At 67.5% G+C, this 15,143-nt stretch carries 11 protein-coding genes and 2 pseudogenes; all 13 read right to left on the reverse strand.

Annotated features, from left to right (window positions below; translation table 11 throughout):
• Positions 1-77: 77 nt before the first annotated feature.
• A pseudogene (rpoB, locus tag AC0L5F_RS07300) lies at positions 78-3,540 on the reverse strand (DNA-directed RNA polymerase subunit beta).
• 252 nt (positions 3,541-3,792) lie between these two features.
• Positions 3,793-4,581 (reverse strand): hypothetical protein, encoded by a 789-nt coding sequence (locus AC0L5F_RS07305; protein WP_473315956.1) that lies wholly within the window; start codon positions 4,579-4,581, stop codon positions 3,793-3,795.
• Positions 4,578-5,204 carry a hypothetical protein gene (locus AC0L5F_RS07310; RefSeq protein ID WP_473315957.1) on the reverse strand — a complete coding sequence of 209 codons (627 nt, stop codon included), beginning with the start codon at positions 5,202-5,204 and terminating at the stop codon, positions 4,578-4,580. The genes AC0L5F_RS07305 and AC0L5F_RS07310 overlap by 4 nt, the downstream gene beginning before the upstream one ends.
• Positions 5,201-6,385 (reverse strand): MCE family protein, encoded by a 1,185-nt coding sequence (locus AC0L5F_RS07315; protein WP_473315958.1) that lies wholly within the window; start codon positions 6,383-6,385, stop codon positions 5,201-5,203. Before AC0L5F_RS07315 ends, AC0L5F_RS07310 begins: the two co-directional genes overlap by 4 nt.
• Positions 6,382-7,848, reverse strand: a complete 1,467-nt coding sequence (locus tag AC0L5F_RS07320; protein ID WP_473315959.1) for an MCE family protein — start codon at positions 7,846-7,848, stop codon at positions 6,382-6,384. Before AC0L5F_RS07320 ends, AC0L5F_RS07315 begins: the two co-directional genes overlap by 4 nt.
• A 1-nt stretch (position 7,849) precedes the next feature.
• Positions 7,850-8,791, reverse strand: a complete 942-nt coding sequence (locus AC0L5F_RS07325; protein ID WP_473315960.1) for an MCE family protein — start codon at positions 8,789-8,791, stop codon at positions 7,850-7,852.
• A gap of 91 nt (positions 8,792-8,882) precedes the next feature.
• Positions 8,883-9,077: pseudogene (locus AC0L5F_RS07330) on the reverse strand (MlaD family protein); the annotation flags it as partial.
• A complete protein-coding gene (locus AC0L5F_RS07335; protein ID WP_473315961.1) occupies positions 9,074-10,021 on the reverse strand; it encodes an MCE family protein in 948 nt (315 codons plus the stop codon). The gene AC0L5F_RS07335 and the pseudogene AC0L5F_RS07330, both read right to left, overlap by 4 nt.
• On the reverse strand, positions 10,018-11,085 hold the full coding sequence (locus AC0L5F_RS07340; protein WP_473315962.1) for an MCE family protein: 1,068 nt from the start codon (positions 11,083-11,085) through the stop codon (positions 10,018-10,020). The genes AC0L5F_RS07335 and AC0L5F_RS07340 overlap by 4 nt, the downstream gene beginning before the upstream one ends.
• Positions 11,082-12,530, reverse strand: a complete 1,449-nt coding sequence (locus AC0L5F_RS07345; RefSeq protein ID WP_473315963.1) for an MCE family protein — start codon at positions 12,528-12,530, stop codon at positions 11,082-11,084. The genes AC0L5F_RS07340 and AC0L5F_RS07345 overlap by 4 nt, the downstream gene beginning before the upstream one ends.
• 3 nt (positions 12,531-12,533) lie before the next feature.
• The gene (locus AC0L5F_RS07350) at positions 12,534-13,367 is read right to left on the reverse strand and encodes an MlaE family ABC transporter permease (protein WP_473315964.1); all 834 of its coding nucleotides are present in this window, start codon (positions 13,365-13,367) and stop codon (positions 12,534-12,536) included.
• A 3-nt stretch (positions 13,368-13,370) separates the two neighbouring features.
• Entirely contained in the window at positions 13,371-14,090 is a 720-nt protein-coding gene (locus AC0L5F_RS07355; protein WP_473316166.1) for an MlaE family ABC transporter permease, read from the reverse strand.
• 53 nt (positions 14,091-14,143) lie between these two features.
• Complete coding sequence (locus tag AC0L5F_RS07360) at positions 14,144-15,106, reverse strand: ABC transporter ATP-binding protein (protein WP_473315965.1); 963 nt, start codon at positions 15,104-15,106, stop codon at positions 14,144-14,146.
• Between the last annotated feature and the right edge of the window lie 37 nt (positions 15,107-15,143).

The raw sequence follows: 15,143 nt of genomic DNA on the forward strand, positions 1-15,143 counted from the left end.
CTGGTTAATCGAAATATTCGTGTTCTAGATACCCGCGATGGGTGGAAGTCGAGCGTCAGGCCGCGTGGGCCGGACGATCAGACCTCTTCGACGCTCGACGGCTCGCGACGCGACAGGTCGATGCCGAGCTCCTCGGCCGCCCGGAAGACGTCCTCCTCGGCGTCGCGCATGTCGAACGCGGATCCGTCACTGGACAGCACCTCGACGTTGAGGCACAGCGACTGCATCTCCTTGACCAGCACCTTGAACGACTCAGGGATGCCGGGCTCGGGCACGTTCTCGCCCTTGACGATCGCCTCGTAGACCTTGACGCGGCCGGAGATGTCGTCGGACTTGATCGTGAGCAGCTCCTGCAGCGCGTACGCGGCGCCGTAGGCCTCCAGTGCCCAGACCTCCATCTCACCGAAGCGCTGGCCACCGAACTGGGCCTTACCGCCGAGCGGCTGCTGGGTGATCATCGAGTACGGACCCGTGGAGCGGGCGTGGATCTTGTCGTCGACCAGGTGGTGCAGCTTGAGCAGGTACATGTAGCCCACGCTCACCGGGTCCGGGAACGGCTCGCCGGAGCGACCGTCCATCAGACGCGCCTTGCCGTCGCGGCCCACCATGCGGTTGCCGTCACGGTTGGGCAGGGTGGCTGCGAGCAGGCCCTGGATCTCGTCCTCGCGGGCGCCGTCGAACACCGGGGTGGCGACGTTGCTGTCGGCCGGCGCACGGTCCGCGCCGATGGCGCGCAGGCGATCGGCCCACTCGTCCTTGAGGTCGCTGATGTCCCAACCGGTCTTGGCGACCCACCCGAGGTGGGTCTCCAGCACCTGGCCGACGTTCATGCGGCCCGGGATGCCCAGCGGGTTCAGGACGATGTCGACCGGGGTGCCGTCCTCCAGGAACGGCATGTCCTCGACCGGCAGGATCTTGGAGATGACGCCCTTGTTGCCGTGACGGCCGGCGAGCTTGTCACCGTTGGAGATCTTGCGCTTCTGGGCCACGTACACGCGGACCAGCTGGTTGACGCCCGGGCTGAGCTCGTCGCCCTCCTCGGCGTCGAACACGCGGACGCCGATGACGGTGCCCTGCTCGCCGTGGGGAACCTTCAGCGACGTGTCGCGCACCTCGCGCGCCTTCTCGCCGAAGATGGCGCGCAGCAGGCGCTCCTCGGGGGTGAGCTCGGTCTCGCCCTTGGGCGTGACCTTGCCGACCAGGATGTCGCCGTTGCCGACCTCGGCACCGATGCGGATGATGCCGCGCTCGTCGAGGTCGGCCAGCATCTCGTCGGAGACGTTCGGGATGTCCCGGGTGATCTCCTCCGGTCCCAGCTTGGTGTCACGCGCGTCGACCTCGTGCTCCTCGATGTGGATCGAGGTGAGCACGTCGTCCTGCACGACACGCTGGCTGAGGATGATGGCGTCCTCGTAGTTGTGTCCCTGCCAGGGCATGAAGGCGACCAGCAGGTTGGTGCCGAGGGCCATCTCGCCCTCGTCGGTGCACGGTCCGTCGGCCAGCGGCGTGCCGACCTCGACCCGGTCACCGGTGGCGACCAGCGGGCGCTGGTTGGTGCAGGTGCCCTGGTTGGAGCGCTGGAACTTGGCCAGACGGTAGGTGAAGTCGGCACCGTCGTCCTGCGTGATCTCGATCAGGTCGGCCGAGACCTCCTTGACCACGCCGGCGGCCTTGGCCACCGTGACGTCACCGGCATCGACGGCGGCACGGAACTCCATGCCGGTGCCGACGAGCGGAGCGTCGTTGCGGATCAGCGGGACGGCCTGACGCTGCATGTTCGAGCCCATGAGGGCGCGGTTGGCGTCGTCGTGCTCCAGGAACGGGATCAGGGCCGTGGCCACCGACACCATCTGGCGCGGCGAGACGTCCATGTAGTCGACCTGCGGAGCGGCGAGCAGCTCGGCCTCGCCACCGCGCTGGCGCACCAGCACCATCTCGTCGGCGAACCGGTTCTCGTCGGTCAGCGGCGAGTTGGCCTGCGCGATGATGAAGCGGTCCTCATCGGTCGCGGTGAGGTAGTCGATCTGGTCGGTGACGACGCCGTCGACGACCTTGCGGTACGGGGTCTCGACGAAGCCGAAGGAGTTGATGCGACCGTACGACGCCAGCGAGCCGATCAGGCCGATGTTCGGGCCCTCGGGGGTCTCGATGGGGCACATGCGGCCGTAGTGCGACGGGTGGACGTCGCGAACCTCGTAGCCGGCGCGCTCACGCGACAGACCACCCGGTCCGAGGGCCGACAGACGACGCTTGTGCGTCAGGCCCGCGAGCGGGTTGTTCTGGTCCATGAACTGGCTCAGCTGCGACGTTCCGAAGAACTCCTTGAGCGCCGCGACCACGGGGCGGATGTTGATCAGCGTCTGCGGCGTGATGGCCTCGACGTCCTGCGTGGTCATGCGCTCGCGGACGACGCGCTCCATGCGCGCCAGGCCGGTGCGGAGCTGGTTCTGGATCAGCTCGCCGACGGTGCGCATGCGGCGGTTGCCGAAGTGGTCGATGTCGTCAGCCTCGACGACGGTGGCCCCGGCCGGGGTCTGCAGCTCGGCCTCGCCGGCGTGCAGCGCCACGACGTACTTGATCGTCGCGACGATGTCGTCGATGGTCAGCGTCTGCTGGTCGAAGGCCTCGGTGGCACCGAGCTTCTTGTTGATCTTGTGGCGACCGACCTTGGCGGTGTCGTAGCGCTTGGGGTTGAAGTAGTAGTTCTCCAACAGCGTGCGCGCGGCCTCCGTCGACGGCGGTTCGCCCGGACGCAGCTTGCGGTAGATGTCGAGCAGCGCCTCGTCCTGCGTCTGCGGGGTGTCCTTCTCCAGCGTCAGCTGGATGGACTCGTACTGGCCGAACTCCTCGAGGATCTGCGCCTCAGACCAGCCGAGCGCCTTGAGCAGCACGGTGACGCTCTGCTTGCGCTTGCGGTCCAGACGGACGCCGACGAGATCGCGCTTGTCGATCTCGAACTCGAGCCAGGCGCCACGCGACGGGATGACGCGAGCGGTGTAGATGTCCTTGTCCGACGTCTTGTCGGCGGTGCGCTCGAAGTACACGCCCGGGGAGCGGACGAGCTGCGACACGACGACGCGCTCGGTGCCGTTGATGATGAAGGTGCCCTTGTCGGTCATCAGCGGGAAGTCGCCCATGAACACGGTCTGGCTCTTGATCTCGCCGGTCTCGTTGTTCATGAACTCGGCCGTGACGAACAACGGGGCCGCGTACGTGACGTCGCGGTCCTTGCAGTCCTCGACGGTGTACTTGGGCGGCTCGAAACGGTGATCGCGGAACGACAGGCTCATCGTCTCGGAGAAGTCCTCGATCGGGGAGATCTCCTCGAAGATCTCCTCGAGGCCCGAGCGGGTGGAGACGTCGGTGCGGCCCTCGGCGAGCGACTGCTCGACCCGGGCCTTCCACGAGTCGTCGCCGATGAGCCAGGCGAAGCTTCTCGGTCTGCAGAGCGAGCAGCTCTGGGACCTCGAGGGGCTCTGAAATCTTGGCGAAGGAGATACGGCGGGGCTGAACAGTTGCGGTTGAACGCGAGGCGGCCAAGAGGGGTCCTTCCAAAGGCTCACAGCCTGGTGGCGTCAGGCTGCGCTGTGTGCTGGAGTGTGGTGCTTGCACGGTGCGGCGCACTGATGGCACGCCAAACGCCCCCGGTCAAGGGGAGGAGGGCATGACAAGACGAGCGCGAAAGTTCAGTGTAACCCGCTCGCCACACCGAAGCAAGGGCGGGTCTTGACAAATCCCCCTCCGTAAGGGAGGGTATTTTGCCTTTTCCTGCGGTTGCAGGCGCAATCGCCCTCACAGGGCGCGGATGTCGTTGACCTTCCAGTCGCCGTCGCGCTTGACCATGTCCACCACGATGCGGTTGCCGAACACCGTCGACGTGCCGTCGTCGGCGAGGCGTCGGTCCTGGTCGACGAACACCAGGACCGAGGCCTTGGAGGCCGAGCACTCGTCGCCGCACGGCAGGGCTGCTGCGTTGCGGGTGAGGGCCGAGACGTTGACCTTGCGGTCCGGTGCGATGTCGGCCAGGGCGGGCGCGATGGCGGCGAACTTCTTGGCGTAGGCCGGCGTCATCAGGGCCTCGGACTCCTTGGTGTGCTCGTCCAGGGTGTCGTAGGTGAAGGAGAAGATCGTCTCGGTGGCGCTGCTGGCCGCGGCCACGGCCTTGGCGCGCGAGTCCTCGAACGACCCTCCCCCGAACACGTGGAGCAGTCCGGCGACCGTCAGCGCGGTGCCGAGGGCGAGCACGATCGCCGCGACGACCATCGGCACACGTCCGCCACTCGCCGGAGCCTCGGCGGACTCGACAGCCGTGGTCCGCGGCGCCGGTCGGGCGACCTGCGGACGTGCCGGCGCCGGGCGGGCCGGGGCGGCAGCCACGGCACTCTGCGGCGTCGCGGGCGCCTTCTTGACCGGTGCCTTCTTGGCTGGTGCCGTGGCGGGCGCCTTCTTGGCTGCTGGAGCCTTCTTGGCGGGCGCCTTCTTGGCGGGCGCCTTCGTGCCTGGGGCCGCCTTCTTGGCGGCCGGAGCGGTCGTCTCTCCGGCGATGCGACGGCGAGGCGGGGGCGGGGTGCGATCGCTCATGAGCCGTCTCCTGTCGTCGGGGTGGGGCCCGTCGGGGTGGGTCCGGTCGGTGTGGGCGTCGACGATCCGTCGGCAGGATCGTCACCCACCGGCTGCGGGGCGACCGACTGGAACTGCGACACGCGCCACTCGCCGGAGACCTTCTGCACGTTCACCGTCCAGCGGAACTGGCGCAGCACCGCGTTCGCGTTGTCGGTGTTGGTGACCTTGGCGTCGACCACCACGAGCACGACGGCTGAGTCGGAGTCCATGCTCTCCACGGCCACCTCGCGCACGACCGCGCCGCCGCTCTTTTGCTTCTTGTCCTTGATCGCCTCGAACAGTGCCGTGGTGATCTTGACGAACTCGGCGTCGTAGTCAGCCGTCAGCAGGCCCTTGACCCGCGCCTGGTAGTCCTTCGGGTCGGCGACGTCGTAGGTGTTGTACGCCGTCGCGAAGTCCTTGACCCGCGAGACCAGCTCCTTGGACTCGGCGCTGTCCGACGCAGCGCCTCCCCGCGTGGGCACCACGAACAGGACGGCGCCCACCACGGCCAGCACGAGTCCCAGCACGCCGATCGCCTTGACGCGACCCGACACGGAGGGTCGAGCGTCGGCGGGCGGGGTCTCGGAGGTCTCGGTCACCGGTTGACCGGGTCGAGCAGCAGCCACGCGAGGGCGTCCTTTCCGGAGGCGGCCGGGGCCGTCCGGTTCAGCTCGGTCTTGGACGGTTGGCGCGCGATGTCGTTGGGATTGGCCGTGCAGTCGATGCCGACGACGCTCGGGAACTGCACGTCGGTGATGTCGGCGGTGTTGCGACGCTCACGGTACCCCTCGGTGCAAGGCGGCTTCGTCAGCCCGTCCAGCACGAGACCGAACTCGGCGTCGTACTCTCCCGGGTCGACCTCGCTCGGCGACAGCACGCTGTAGGAGCCCTCGATGAGGTACGGGTAGAGGGTGAAGATCGCGCGCAGGCCGAGCACGTTCTTCTTCAGCGGCTTGCCTGCCGTGACCAGGTTGTTGATCGAGACCGTCAGGTCGTCGGCGTTCTCCGAGACCAGCTGGTCGAGGTTCTTGGCGCTGACCGTGCCCTGGTCGAGCAGCCGGCGCAGGTCGGGGTCGGCGTCGACCAGCGAGTCGGACACGAGCGCCAGGTTCTTCGAGAACGTGGCGAGCTGACCCTGCTTGTCGATCTGGGTCTGGAGCACCAGGTCGGAGTCCTGGATCAGCGACCGGGTGACGTCGATGTTGTCCTCGGCGGTGGTGATGAACTTGTTGGAGGTGTCGAGGATGGTGCTCAGGTCGTCGCCGGTGCCCTCGAAGGCCTGGCCCAGCTCGGAGACCACGGTGCGCAGGTTGTCGGTGTCGACGGACTTGACCAGGCTGTTGAGGTCGACCAGCAAGGTGGTCGTGTCGAGCGGGATCTGCGTGTTGGCCAGACCGATCTTCGAGCCGTTGGCGAGGTAGGGCGCCTTGTTGGTGCGCGGCGACAGGTCGACGAACTGCTCACCGATGGCCGACTTGTTGGCGACCTTGGCCGTGACGTCGGCCGGGATCTTCGGCGCGCTGTTCTCGATGTCGAGGGTCGCGCGCACGCCGTCGGGCGTGAAGGTCAGCTTGCCGACCCGGCCGACCTCGATGCCGCGGTAGGTCACCTGGGCGCCGGCGAAGATGCCGCCGGAGTCGCTGAACTGCGCCGACACCTCGTAGGTGCGGTCGACGAAGAGACGATCGATCTGGGCGTAGCGCCCACCCACGAACGCGCCGCCGATGACGGTGACGATCGCGAAGATCACCAGCTGGATTCGGGTCAGGTTCGAGATCACGGCGTCACCACGGGCTGGAGGAGGACGGCGGCCAGGTCGGCCGATCCGTCGGACGAGGCCGGAGCCGTCCGGCACGAGCCGAAGATCCCGCACAACAGGCCCCCACGGCCGGTGAGACCGCCGCCCGTGGCACCGGTGCCGGGCGTGGCCGCGCTGGACGGGGCGCCCGGGGTGGGCGTGCTCGTGCCGCTGCCGGGCGACGCCAGCGGGTTGGGCAGGCCCGGGAGGACGATGCGGTCCAACGCCCGCTGCAGGTCAGCCAGCCCGGGGATGTCGGAGCCGCCGGGGACCGTCGGTGCAGCGCCGGCCGCACCGCTCGGGGCGGTGGCAGGAGCCGATCCGCTCAGGTCCTCCAGGTTGAGGCCGAGCAACGACAGGAGACCCTGCAGCTGGGTGGCGTCGACGTCGAGACGGATCGACAGGTTGGTGAAGTCGCCGACGCAGAAGCCCGTGTTGTCCGGGTTGCCGGCCGGGTTGGCACAGCTGCCCAGCGCCGGAAGCTTGCCCGAACGCGGCGTTCCGTCGGCCTTCGCGCCCGAGCCGACCGTGCCGTCGGTGAAGGGGTAGCTGAGCAGCGCCTGGAAGTCGTAGGCGAAGTCGTCGACCGATGCCGACAGGTTCGTGAGGGTGGGCACGAGCAGCTTCAGGTCGGCGACGGTGTCGGCCTTCGACTGCCGGATCACACCCGTGGCGACGTCGCCGAGCTTGTTCAGCGCCTGCAGCAGCTTGACCAGGTCGTCGCGCTGGCCGTTGACCACGCGCAAGGCGTCCGGCAGGTCATCGAGGGCGCCGGTGATGGCGTCACGCTGGTTGTTGGTGGCGATGGCCAGCCGGTTGACCTTCTCCAAGGAGGTGAGCAGGGCTTCCTTGTTGTCGTCGAGCTGCCCGAGGAACTTCGTGGTGTTGTCGATGAGCTCCTTGATCTCGGGCTCGTTGCCGCCGAGGGTCTGGTTGAGCTCGCGCACGATCGTGTTGGTGCGCTCGAGCCCGCCGCCGTTGAACAGCAGCGATGCGGCGCTCAGCACCTCCTCGATCTCCGGATTGCGGCCCGAGCGGTCGAGCGGGATTTTGTCGCCGTTGCCGAGGCGACCGGTGGCACCGGTGCTCGGCGGGGACAGCGACACGAACTTCTCGCCCAGCAGGCTCGTCTGGCGGATCGTGGCCAGAGCGTTGTCGGGCAGCTTGGCGTCCCGGTTGATCTGCATCGTCACCTTGGCCGTCCAGCCGTCCAGCTGGATCTTGGTGACCTTGCCGACCGGAAGGTCGTTGACCCGCACGCCGCTCTGCGGCACGAGGTCGAGCACGTCACGGAACTCCGCGGTGATCGTGTACGGGTCGGAGCCGAGGTCGGCGCCGCCCGGAAGCGGGATGCTGTACGGCGAGAAGCCGCACCCGCCCAGTGCCACGGCGCTCGCAGCGGCGACGGCAGCGATCTTGAGGCGGCGAGTCCAGGAGGTCGTCATGTCAGTTCACCGCCAGCATGTCGGCCACGGACCCCGAGGAGGCTGCCGCGGATCGTCCGAGACCGGGCAGGCTCGGCAGTCCGGGAACCGAGGGTGCTGCCGGAGCCGCCGCGCCGGACGACGTCCCCGGGATCGGCAGGTTGGGCAGCTTGTCGAGCAGGTCCTTCAGGGTGGAGCAGACGCCGTCGACCGGGACGGCCTCGCCCAGCAGGGAGCACAGCAGCTGGACCGGCACCTTGGGGCCACTGGCCAGCAGCTGCTTGAGCACCGCGGCGAGATCGGCCCGGGTGTCCAGGGTGCCCGACACCGGGTTGTAGGCCAGCGCCACGTTGCCGAGCGCGGTGGGAGCAGCCACCGTGATCTTCTCCAGCTCGTCGGTGCGGTTGGCCAGCACCTGGCTGAGGGTGCGCAGGTTCTTGACGTTCTGGCGCAGCTCGCCGCGGTTGTCCTTGACCAGCTTGTTGACGTCGACCAGCGCAAGGCTCAGCTGCTCCAGCGTCTTCTTCAGGTCCTGTCGCTCGCCCTCGAGGACGGTGGAGACGCGTGCCGTGCTGTCGTTGAACGCCCGCACGGTGGAGTCGTTCTTGTTCAGCAGCTGCACGAAGTCACGGACCTGCTGCAGGCTGCCGAACAGCTCGTCGCGGTTGTCGGACAGCGTGGTGCTCAGCTTGCCGAAGTTGCGGATCGTCTGGTTCAGTTGGGCGCCCTGGCCGTCGAGCTGGGTGGCCGAGTCGTTGATGAGCCGACTCAGCGCGCCGTCCTTGTTGGCGCCTTCGGGGCCGAGCGCCACCGACAGGTCGTCGAGCGACTTGTAGATGGTGTCGAGCTCCACGGGGACGGCCGTGCGGCTGACCGGCAGGAACGCGTTGTCCTTGAGGACTGCTCCCCCGCTGTACGCGGGAGCCAGCTGCACGAAGCGGTCGCCGACGATCGACGGCGACACCACCACGACCTTGACGTCGCTGGGCAGCTTGACGTCGCCCTCGTAGGAGAAGCTTGACCCGCACCACGTTGCCGCGCGGCGTGAGCTTCTCGACCCGGCCGACCGGCACCCCGAGGATCTTGACGTCCGAGCCCTTGTACAGCGAGTTGGTCTGCGGGAAGTCGACGGTCAGGTAGTTCTTGCCGTCGCGGTTGCCCAGGGCGAGCAGCAGCGCACCGACCAGCAGCAGTGCCACCACGGCGGCGAGGATCTTGGACAGACCAGCCATGCGATCGAAGACGCTCATGAGCCCTGCACCCCCAGGTAGGTGTCGAACCACGGGCCGGTGCCGAGCGCGTTCGCGAAGACGTTGGTGAAGTCGGGGAACTCGCGCAGGGCCTCGTCCAGGCTCTCCTTGTTGCGCACCAGCAGGTCGGTGACGGTGTCGAGCTTCTGCAGCGCCGGCTTCAGGTCGGCGCGTGTGTCCTTGACCAGGGCACGCAGCTCGGTGGAGATCCGCTGCGTGGCGATGAGCAGCTGGTGGATGGAGTCGCGACGGTCGCTGATCGCCTGGAACAGGACGTCGGAGTCGCGGAACAGGGTGACCAGCTCGTCGTTCTTGGAGTTGATCGCCGTGGAGACCTTCTTGAGGCTGACCAGGAGCGTGTTGATCTGCTCGTCACGGTCGGCCAGGTTGCGTGACAGGTTCGACACTCCCTTGATGGCTCCGCGGAACTCCTCCGGCGTGGCCGCCGCGACGTCGGACAACGTGTTGAGGGCCTCGGCCAGCTGGTTGGTGTCGATGGCGCCCGTGGTCTCGCTGAGCTGGCTGAACGCGTCGACGACGTTGTAGGGGGCGTCGGTGCGCGCCAGCGGGATCGTGCCGCCCTTGGGCAGCAGCTTCGTGCCGACCGGCTGCAGCGCCAGGAACTCCGCACCGAGCAGGGTGCGGACGCGGATGTCGGCCGTGGTCATGTCGCCCAGCTCGGTGCCCTTGTCGATCTTGAAGGTGACGACGGCCTTGTCGCCCTTGAGCTCGATGCCGGTGACCTTGCCGACGGACACGCCGGCGACACGCGCCTCGTTGCCGTCCTTGAGCCCGCCGATCTCGCTGAACTCGGCGTGGTAGACGTCGCCGCTGCCGATGATCGGCAGACGATCGGCTCGGAACGAGGCGAGCATCAGTGCGGCGATGATCGCCAGTCCGATGAATCCGATGATCGCGGGGTTGCGTTCGCGGAAGGGCTTCACAGGTCACACCTCGCTCCGCCCAGAGCCTGTTGCGGCAGGGACAGCGGGTTGTCGGCACTCAGGCCCAGGGCGGACAGGTCCAGGTTGGCGGTCAGGCTGCAGAGGTAGAAGTTGAACTCCGAGCCGCTGGAAGCGGCGTTGCCGAACTTCTGCAGCTTCTTGGGGAAGACCTGGATGGAGTCCGAGATCAGCTTGAGGTTCTGCTTCTTGCTCAGACCGCCGGCGAAGGCGTTGAGCTGCTTGATGTCCTCGGTCAGCGCCGGTCGTCCCTGGACGAGCAGGTCGGAGGTCTCGTTGCTCAGGTCGGAGATGGAGTCGATCGAGTCGAGGATCGCGTTGCGGTCGGTCTTCAGACCCGTGACGAACTCCTGCAGCGTGCCGATGGTGTCGGTCAGCTCGGCGTCGCGATCGCCGATGGTCTGCAGGACCGTGGACAGGTTGGTGATGACGTCACCGATCAGCTGGTCGCGGTCGGCCAGGGTGTTGGTGAGCGACGACGTGCGGGCCAGCAGGTCCTCGACGTTGCCGCTCTCACCCTGCAGCGTCTGCACGATCTCGAAGGCGAACGTGTTGATGTCGGTGGGCGACAGGGCCTGGAACACGGGCTTGAAGCCGTTGAGCAGGACGTTGAGGTCCAGCGCCTCCTGCGTGTGGTCCTCGCCGATGACCGCACCGGGCCGCAGCCGCGCCGCGGCGCCGTCGCTGCCCTGCGTCAGTGCGAGGTACCGGTTGCCGACCAGGTTGCGGAACTTGATCGTGACGTCGGTGTTCTTGGTCAACGGGGTGCTCGAGTCGACCGTGAAGGTCAGCATGGCCTTGTCGCGGTCGACGATCTGGACCTTCTGGACCGCTCCGACCGCCACTCCGGCGATGCGGACGTCGTCGCCCTTGGCCACGCCGGTGACGTCGCTGAACACGGCCTTGTACTCGGTGCGATCCGCGAATGATCCGTTGCCGAGGACGAGGGCCAGGATGAACGTGGCCCCGCCGGTGACGACCATGAAGCCGAGCAGCTTGAGCAGGGCGGCCAGCGACTCGCCGTCGAGGTAGCGCGAGAGCCTCATCGCAATGTCACCGCCGTCCCACGAAGAACCGGACCCATCATCAGCGATGCGACGTCGGGGACGTCGTCGGGTGCCATGCCGGCGCTCGCACCGAACAACACGTTCAGCGCCGCACGCTCGGCGGGGGTGTCGATGCCACCCATGCTGGGCTGCACCATCGAGGTCAACCCGTCGGAGGCGACCGCGGAGCGGTTGAAGTCCGACGGCTTGCCGAACTTGTTGTGGGCGCTGTCGACGTTGACGAGCTTGTACACCTCGGGCGGGACGGAGAACACGTTCTCCTGCGAGGAGTACTTCTGCTGGCCCGCGGCGCTGCCGACGATCTCGTTGAGGTCGAGGCATCCGGGCGTCGCAGCGTTGTCGGCGGTGATCTCGGCGCTGGCCGACTTGCCGTTGCGGGGCTGGGCCGCCGGCCCCTTCGAGGCGTCGTCGAACTTCTTCTGCGTGACCTTGAGATTCTCGCTGGCCTCGTACGCCGTGGGCTGCGCGATGATGCGAGCGTCGATGTGCAGCTGCCCGCCGCGGAAGGCGCTGTCGAGGCGTGGGATCAGCTCGCGCATGCCGCCGAGGAAGCACGGGAAGGTGGGCGCGTAGTCGCCGAGCACCTGCAGGGTCGGGCGGCTGTCGGCAGCCAGCTGGACGAGGTTGTCGCCGTTGGCCCGGGTGAAGGCCGTGAGGGTGTTGGACAGCTGGGTCCCCTCGTCCAGGAAGGCGGTCAGCTGGGCCCGCTTGGCGACCAACGTGTTGCCGGTGACGACGGTGTTGCGCAGCAGGCGCCCGAGCTCGGGCATCGCCGCGGCGTAGCCGTCGGAGACCGTGCCGAGCTTGATCAGGTCGGAGACCAGCTGGGGAACGTCGGGGTTGGTCTCCGCGAGGTAGCGGTTGGCCGTCACGAGCGTCTCGCCCAGCTGCTTGCCGCGGCCGTCGAGCGCGTCGGACACCGCGGTGAGCGTGTAGGACAGGTTCGCCGGGTCGACGGCGGTCAGCAGCGGCTGCAGGTCGTTGAGCAGCGTCTCGACCTCGATCGGAACGGTCGCGCGATCGATGACGGCGCCGGCCTTCAGGGACTCACCCGTGGACGTCGCAGGCGGGATGAGCGCGATGTACTTCTCGCCGAACAGGGTCTTGGGAACGATCTGGGCCGTCACGCCGGCCGGCACGTCCTTGAGCAGCGAGGGCTTCATGGCCAGGTTCAGCTTCACGCCGTCGCCGTCGGGGACGATCGAGCGGACCTCACCGACGATGACGCCGCGCAGCTTGACGTCGGCGTTCTGCGGCAGGTTGACGCCGGCGGTGCTGGTGCGGATGGTGACCGGCTCGAAGGACACGAACTGCTTGTCGAAGAACGCGTAGGTGAGCCAGACGAAGAACAGCACCAACGCGATGAACAACGCACCGAGGGTCCGGATCGACCAGGTGCGTTCGAGCACAGGGGTACGGGGCACGCGTCAACCCGCCAATCTGACGGTCACGTTGGTGCCCCAGATCGCCATGGAGGCGAGCAGGTCGACCACGTTGATGGCGACGATCGAGGTGCGCACGGCCAGACCCACGGCCACGCCGACACCGGCGGGGCCGCCGCTCGCGTAGTAGCCGTAGTAGCAGTGGATGAGGATGACCACGACGGCGAAGATCAGCACCTTCGCGAACGACCACAACACGTCCGAGGGTGGTAGGAACGTCGTGAAGTAGTGGTCGTAGGTACCCGGACTCTGCCCGTTGATGCGGGTGATGGTGAGGCGGGTGGCGAAGTACGACGACAACAGGCCCACGATGTACAGCGGCACGACCGCGATGAGGCCGGCGATCACGCGCGTGGTGACCAGGAACGGGAGTGACGGGACGGCCATGACCTCGAGGGCGTCGATCTCCTCGCTGATCCGCATGGCGCCGAGCTGGGCGGTGAACCCGCACCCGACCGTGGCTGCCAACGCGATGCCGGCCACGATCGGCGCGATCTCGCGGGTGTTGAAGTACGCCGAGACGAATCCGGTGAGGGCCGCCGTGCCGAGCTGGTCGAGCGCGGCGTAACCCTGGATGCCGACCTCGGTACCGGTGAAGAAGCACATGGCGGTGATGACGCCGACCGTTCCACCGATGACCGCGAGCGAGCCGGAGCCGAGCGCGACCTCGGCGAGGAGACGGACGATCTCCTTGCCGTAGTTCTTCAGGGTGCGCGGCACCGAGCGGAAGACCCGGATGTAGAACAGCATCTGCCGCCCGAGGGTGTCGAGCACACCGAGGGGGGCCTGGGTGGCCGTCGCGAGCCTGGAGTCAGCCATGGGTCACATCCCCTTGGGTGGGACGAGCTGGATGTAGATCGCCGAGATGAAGAAGTTGACGATGAACAACAGCGTGAAGGTGATGACGACCGCCTCGTTGACGGCGTCTCCGACGCCCTTGGGCCCGCCCTTGGCGTTCATGCCCTTGTAGGACGCGACGATGGCCGCGATGAAGCCGAAGATGAGCGCCTTCACCATGCCTTGGTACAGGTCGGGCAGCTGCGCGAGCGCGGTGAACGAGGCGAGGTACGCACCTGGTGTGCCGTCCTGCAGCACCACGTTGAAGACGTAGCCGCCGGCCACGCCGACGACCGTGACCAGGCCGTTGAGGAAGACCGCCACCAGCATGGTGGCGAGGACGCGCGGCACGACGAGGCGCTGGATCGGGTCGATGCCGAGCACCATCATCGCGTCGAGCTCTTCGCGGATGCGCCGCGAGCCGAAGTCGGCGGCGATCGCCGATCCGGCCGCACCGGCGATCAGCAGCGCCGTGGCGATCGGCCCGGCTTCGCGGACGACCGCGAGCACGGCGGCCGATCCGGTGAACGACTGCGCACCGAACTGCTTGATCAGCCCGCCGACCTGCAGCGCGATCACCGCGCCGAACGGGATCGAGACGAAGGCCGTGGGGATGATGGTGACCTTGACGATGAACCAGGACTGGAGCAGGAACTCCTTGAGCTGGAACGGTCGCTTGAACAGCGCGAACAGCACGTCCAGCATGAAGGCGAAGAGATTGCCCGCTACACGTGCCGGGCGAGCGATGTTGGCTGCAGTCACGCAGCACCGCCAGCGGCGACGGTCGGCGTCTCGGACACGAAGGATCCGGCCGGCGGGGTGACGCCGTTGGCGCGGCACCACTCGCCGGGCTCACGCTGACCACGACGCGGCCGGCCGTCGGAGGGCTCGAGCTGCAGCGCGACAGGCGGGAGCGGCGGCATGGCGATGCCCTTCTCGCTGGCGAGCTCGTCGGCGTCCTTCTCCTCGGACATGCCGATCGGACCGACCATCTGGGCGTTGAGGAACTGCGCCACGACGGGCTCCTGCGACGTCAGCAGCATCTCGCGCGGACCGAACATGGCCAGGTGCTTGTGGTAGAGCAGACCGATGTTGTCGGGCACCGTGCGTGCGGTGTTGATGTCGTGGGTGACGATCAGGAAGGTGGCGTCGATCTGCGCGTTGAGGTCGATGAAGAGCTGGTTGATGTACGAGGTGCGCACCGGGTCGAGACCGGAGTCGGGCTCGTCGATCAGCAGGATCTCGGGATCGAGGACGAGAGCACGGGCGAGGCCGGCGCGCTTGCGCATGCCGCCGGAGATCTCACCGGGGAGCTTGTTCTCCGCACCGGACAGACCGACGAGCTCCATCTTGTCCATGACGATGTTGCGGATCTCGGACTCGGACTTCTTGGTGTGCTCACGCAGCGGGAAGGCCACGTTGTCGTACAGGTCCATGGAGCCGAACATCGCGCCGTCCTGGAACAGGACGCCGAACAGCTTGCGGACCTCGTACAGGTCCTTCTCGGAGCAGTTGGCGATGTCGACGCCCTCGATGAAGACGTGACCCTCGTTGGGCTTGAGCAGACCGATGAGCGTCTTGAGGAACACCGACTTGCCGGTACCGGACGGGCCCAGCATGACCGAGATCTCGCCCGCGGGGAGGGTCAGCGAGACGTCGTTCCAGATCAGCGAGCTGCCGAACTTCTTCGTCAGTCCCTCGACCACGACTTCAACACCCACGGTGAGCCCCTCCTGCTTGCTGCGGTCATGCCGGCCA

The sequence above is a fragment of the Aeromicrobium sp. 10G20-16 genome (assembly GCF_055809665.1).

Coding starts and splice junctions, on each gene's coding strand:
- AC0L5F_RS07350 (WP_473315964.1), bottom strand. CDS start 13,367: ATGGCTGACTCCAGGCTCGCGACGGCCACCCAGGCCCCCCTCGGTGTG.
- AC0L5F_RS07355 (WP_473316166.1), bottom strand. CDS start 14,090: ATGCTGGACGTGCTGTTCGCGCTGTTCAAGCGACCGTTCCAGCTCAAG.
- AC0L5F_RS07340 (WP_473315962.1), bottom strand. CDS start 11,085: ATGAGGCTCTCGCGCTACCTCGACGGCGAGTCGCTGGCCGCCCTGCTC.
- AC0L5F_RS07320 (WP_473315959.1), bottom strand. CDS start 7,848: ATGACGACCTCCTGGACTCGCCGCCTCAAGATCGCTGCCGTCGCCGCT.
- AC0L5F_RS07305 (WP_473315956.1), bottom strand. CDS start 4,581: ATGAGCGATCGCACCCCGCCCCCGCCTCGCCGTCGCATCGCCGGAGAG.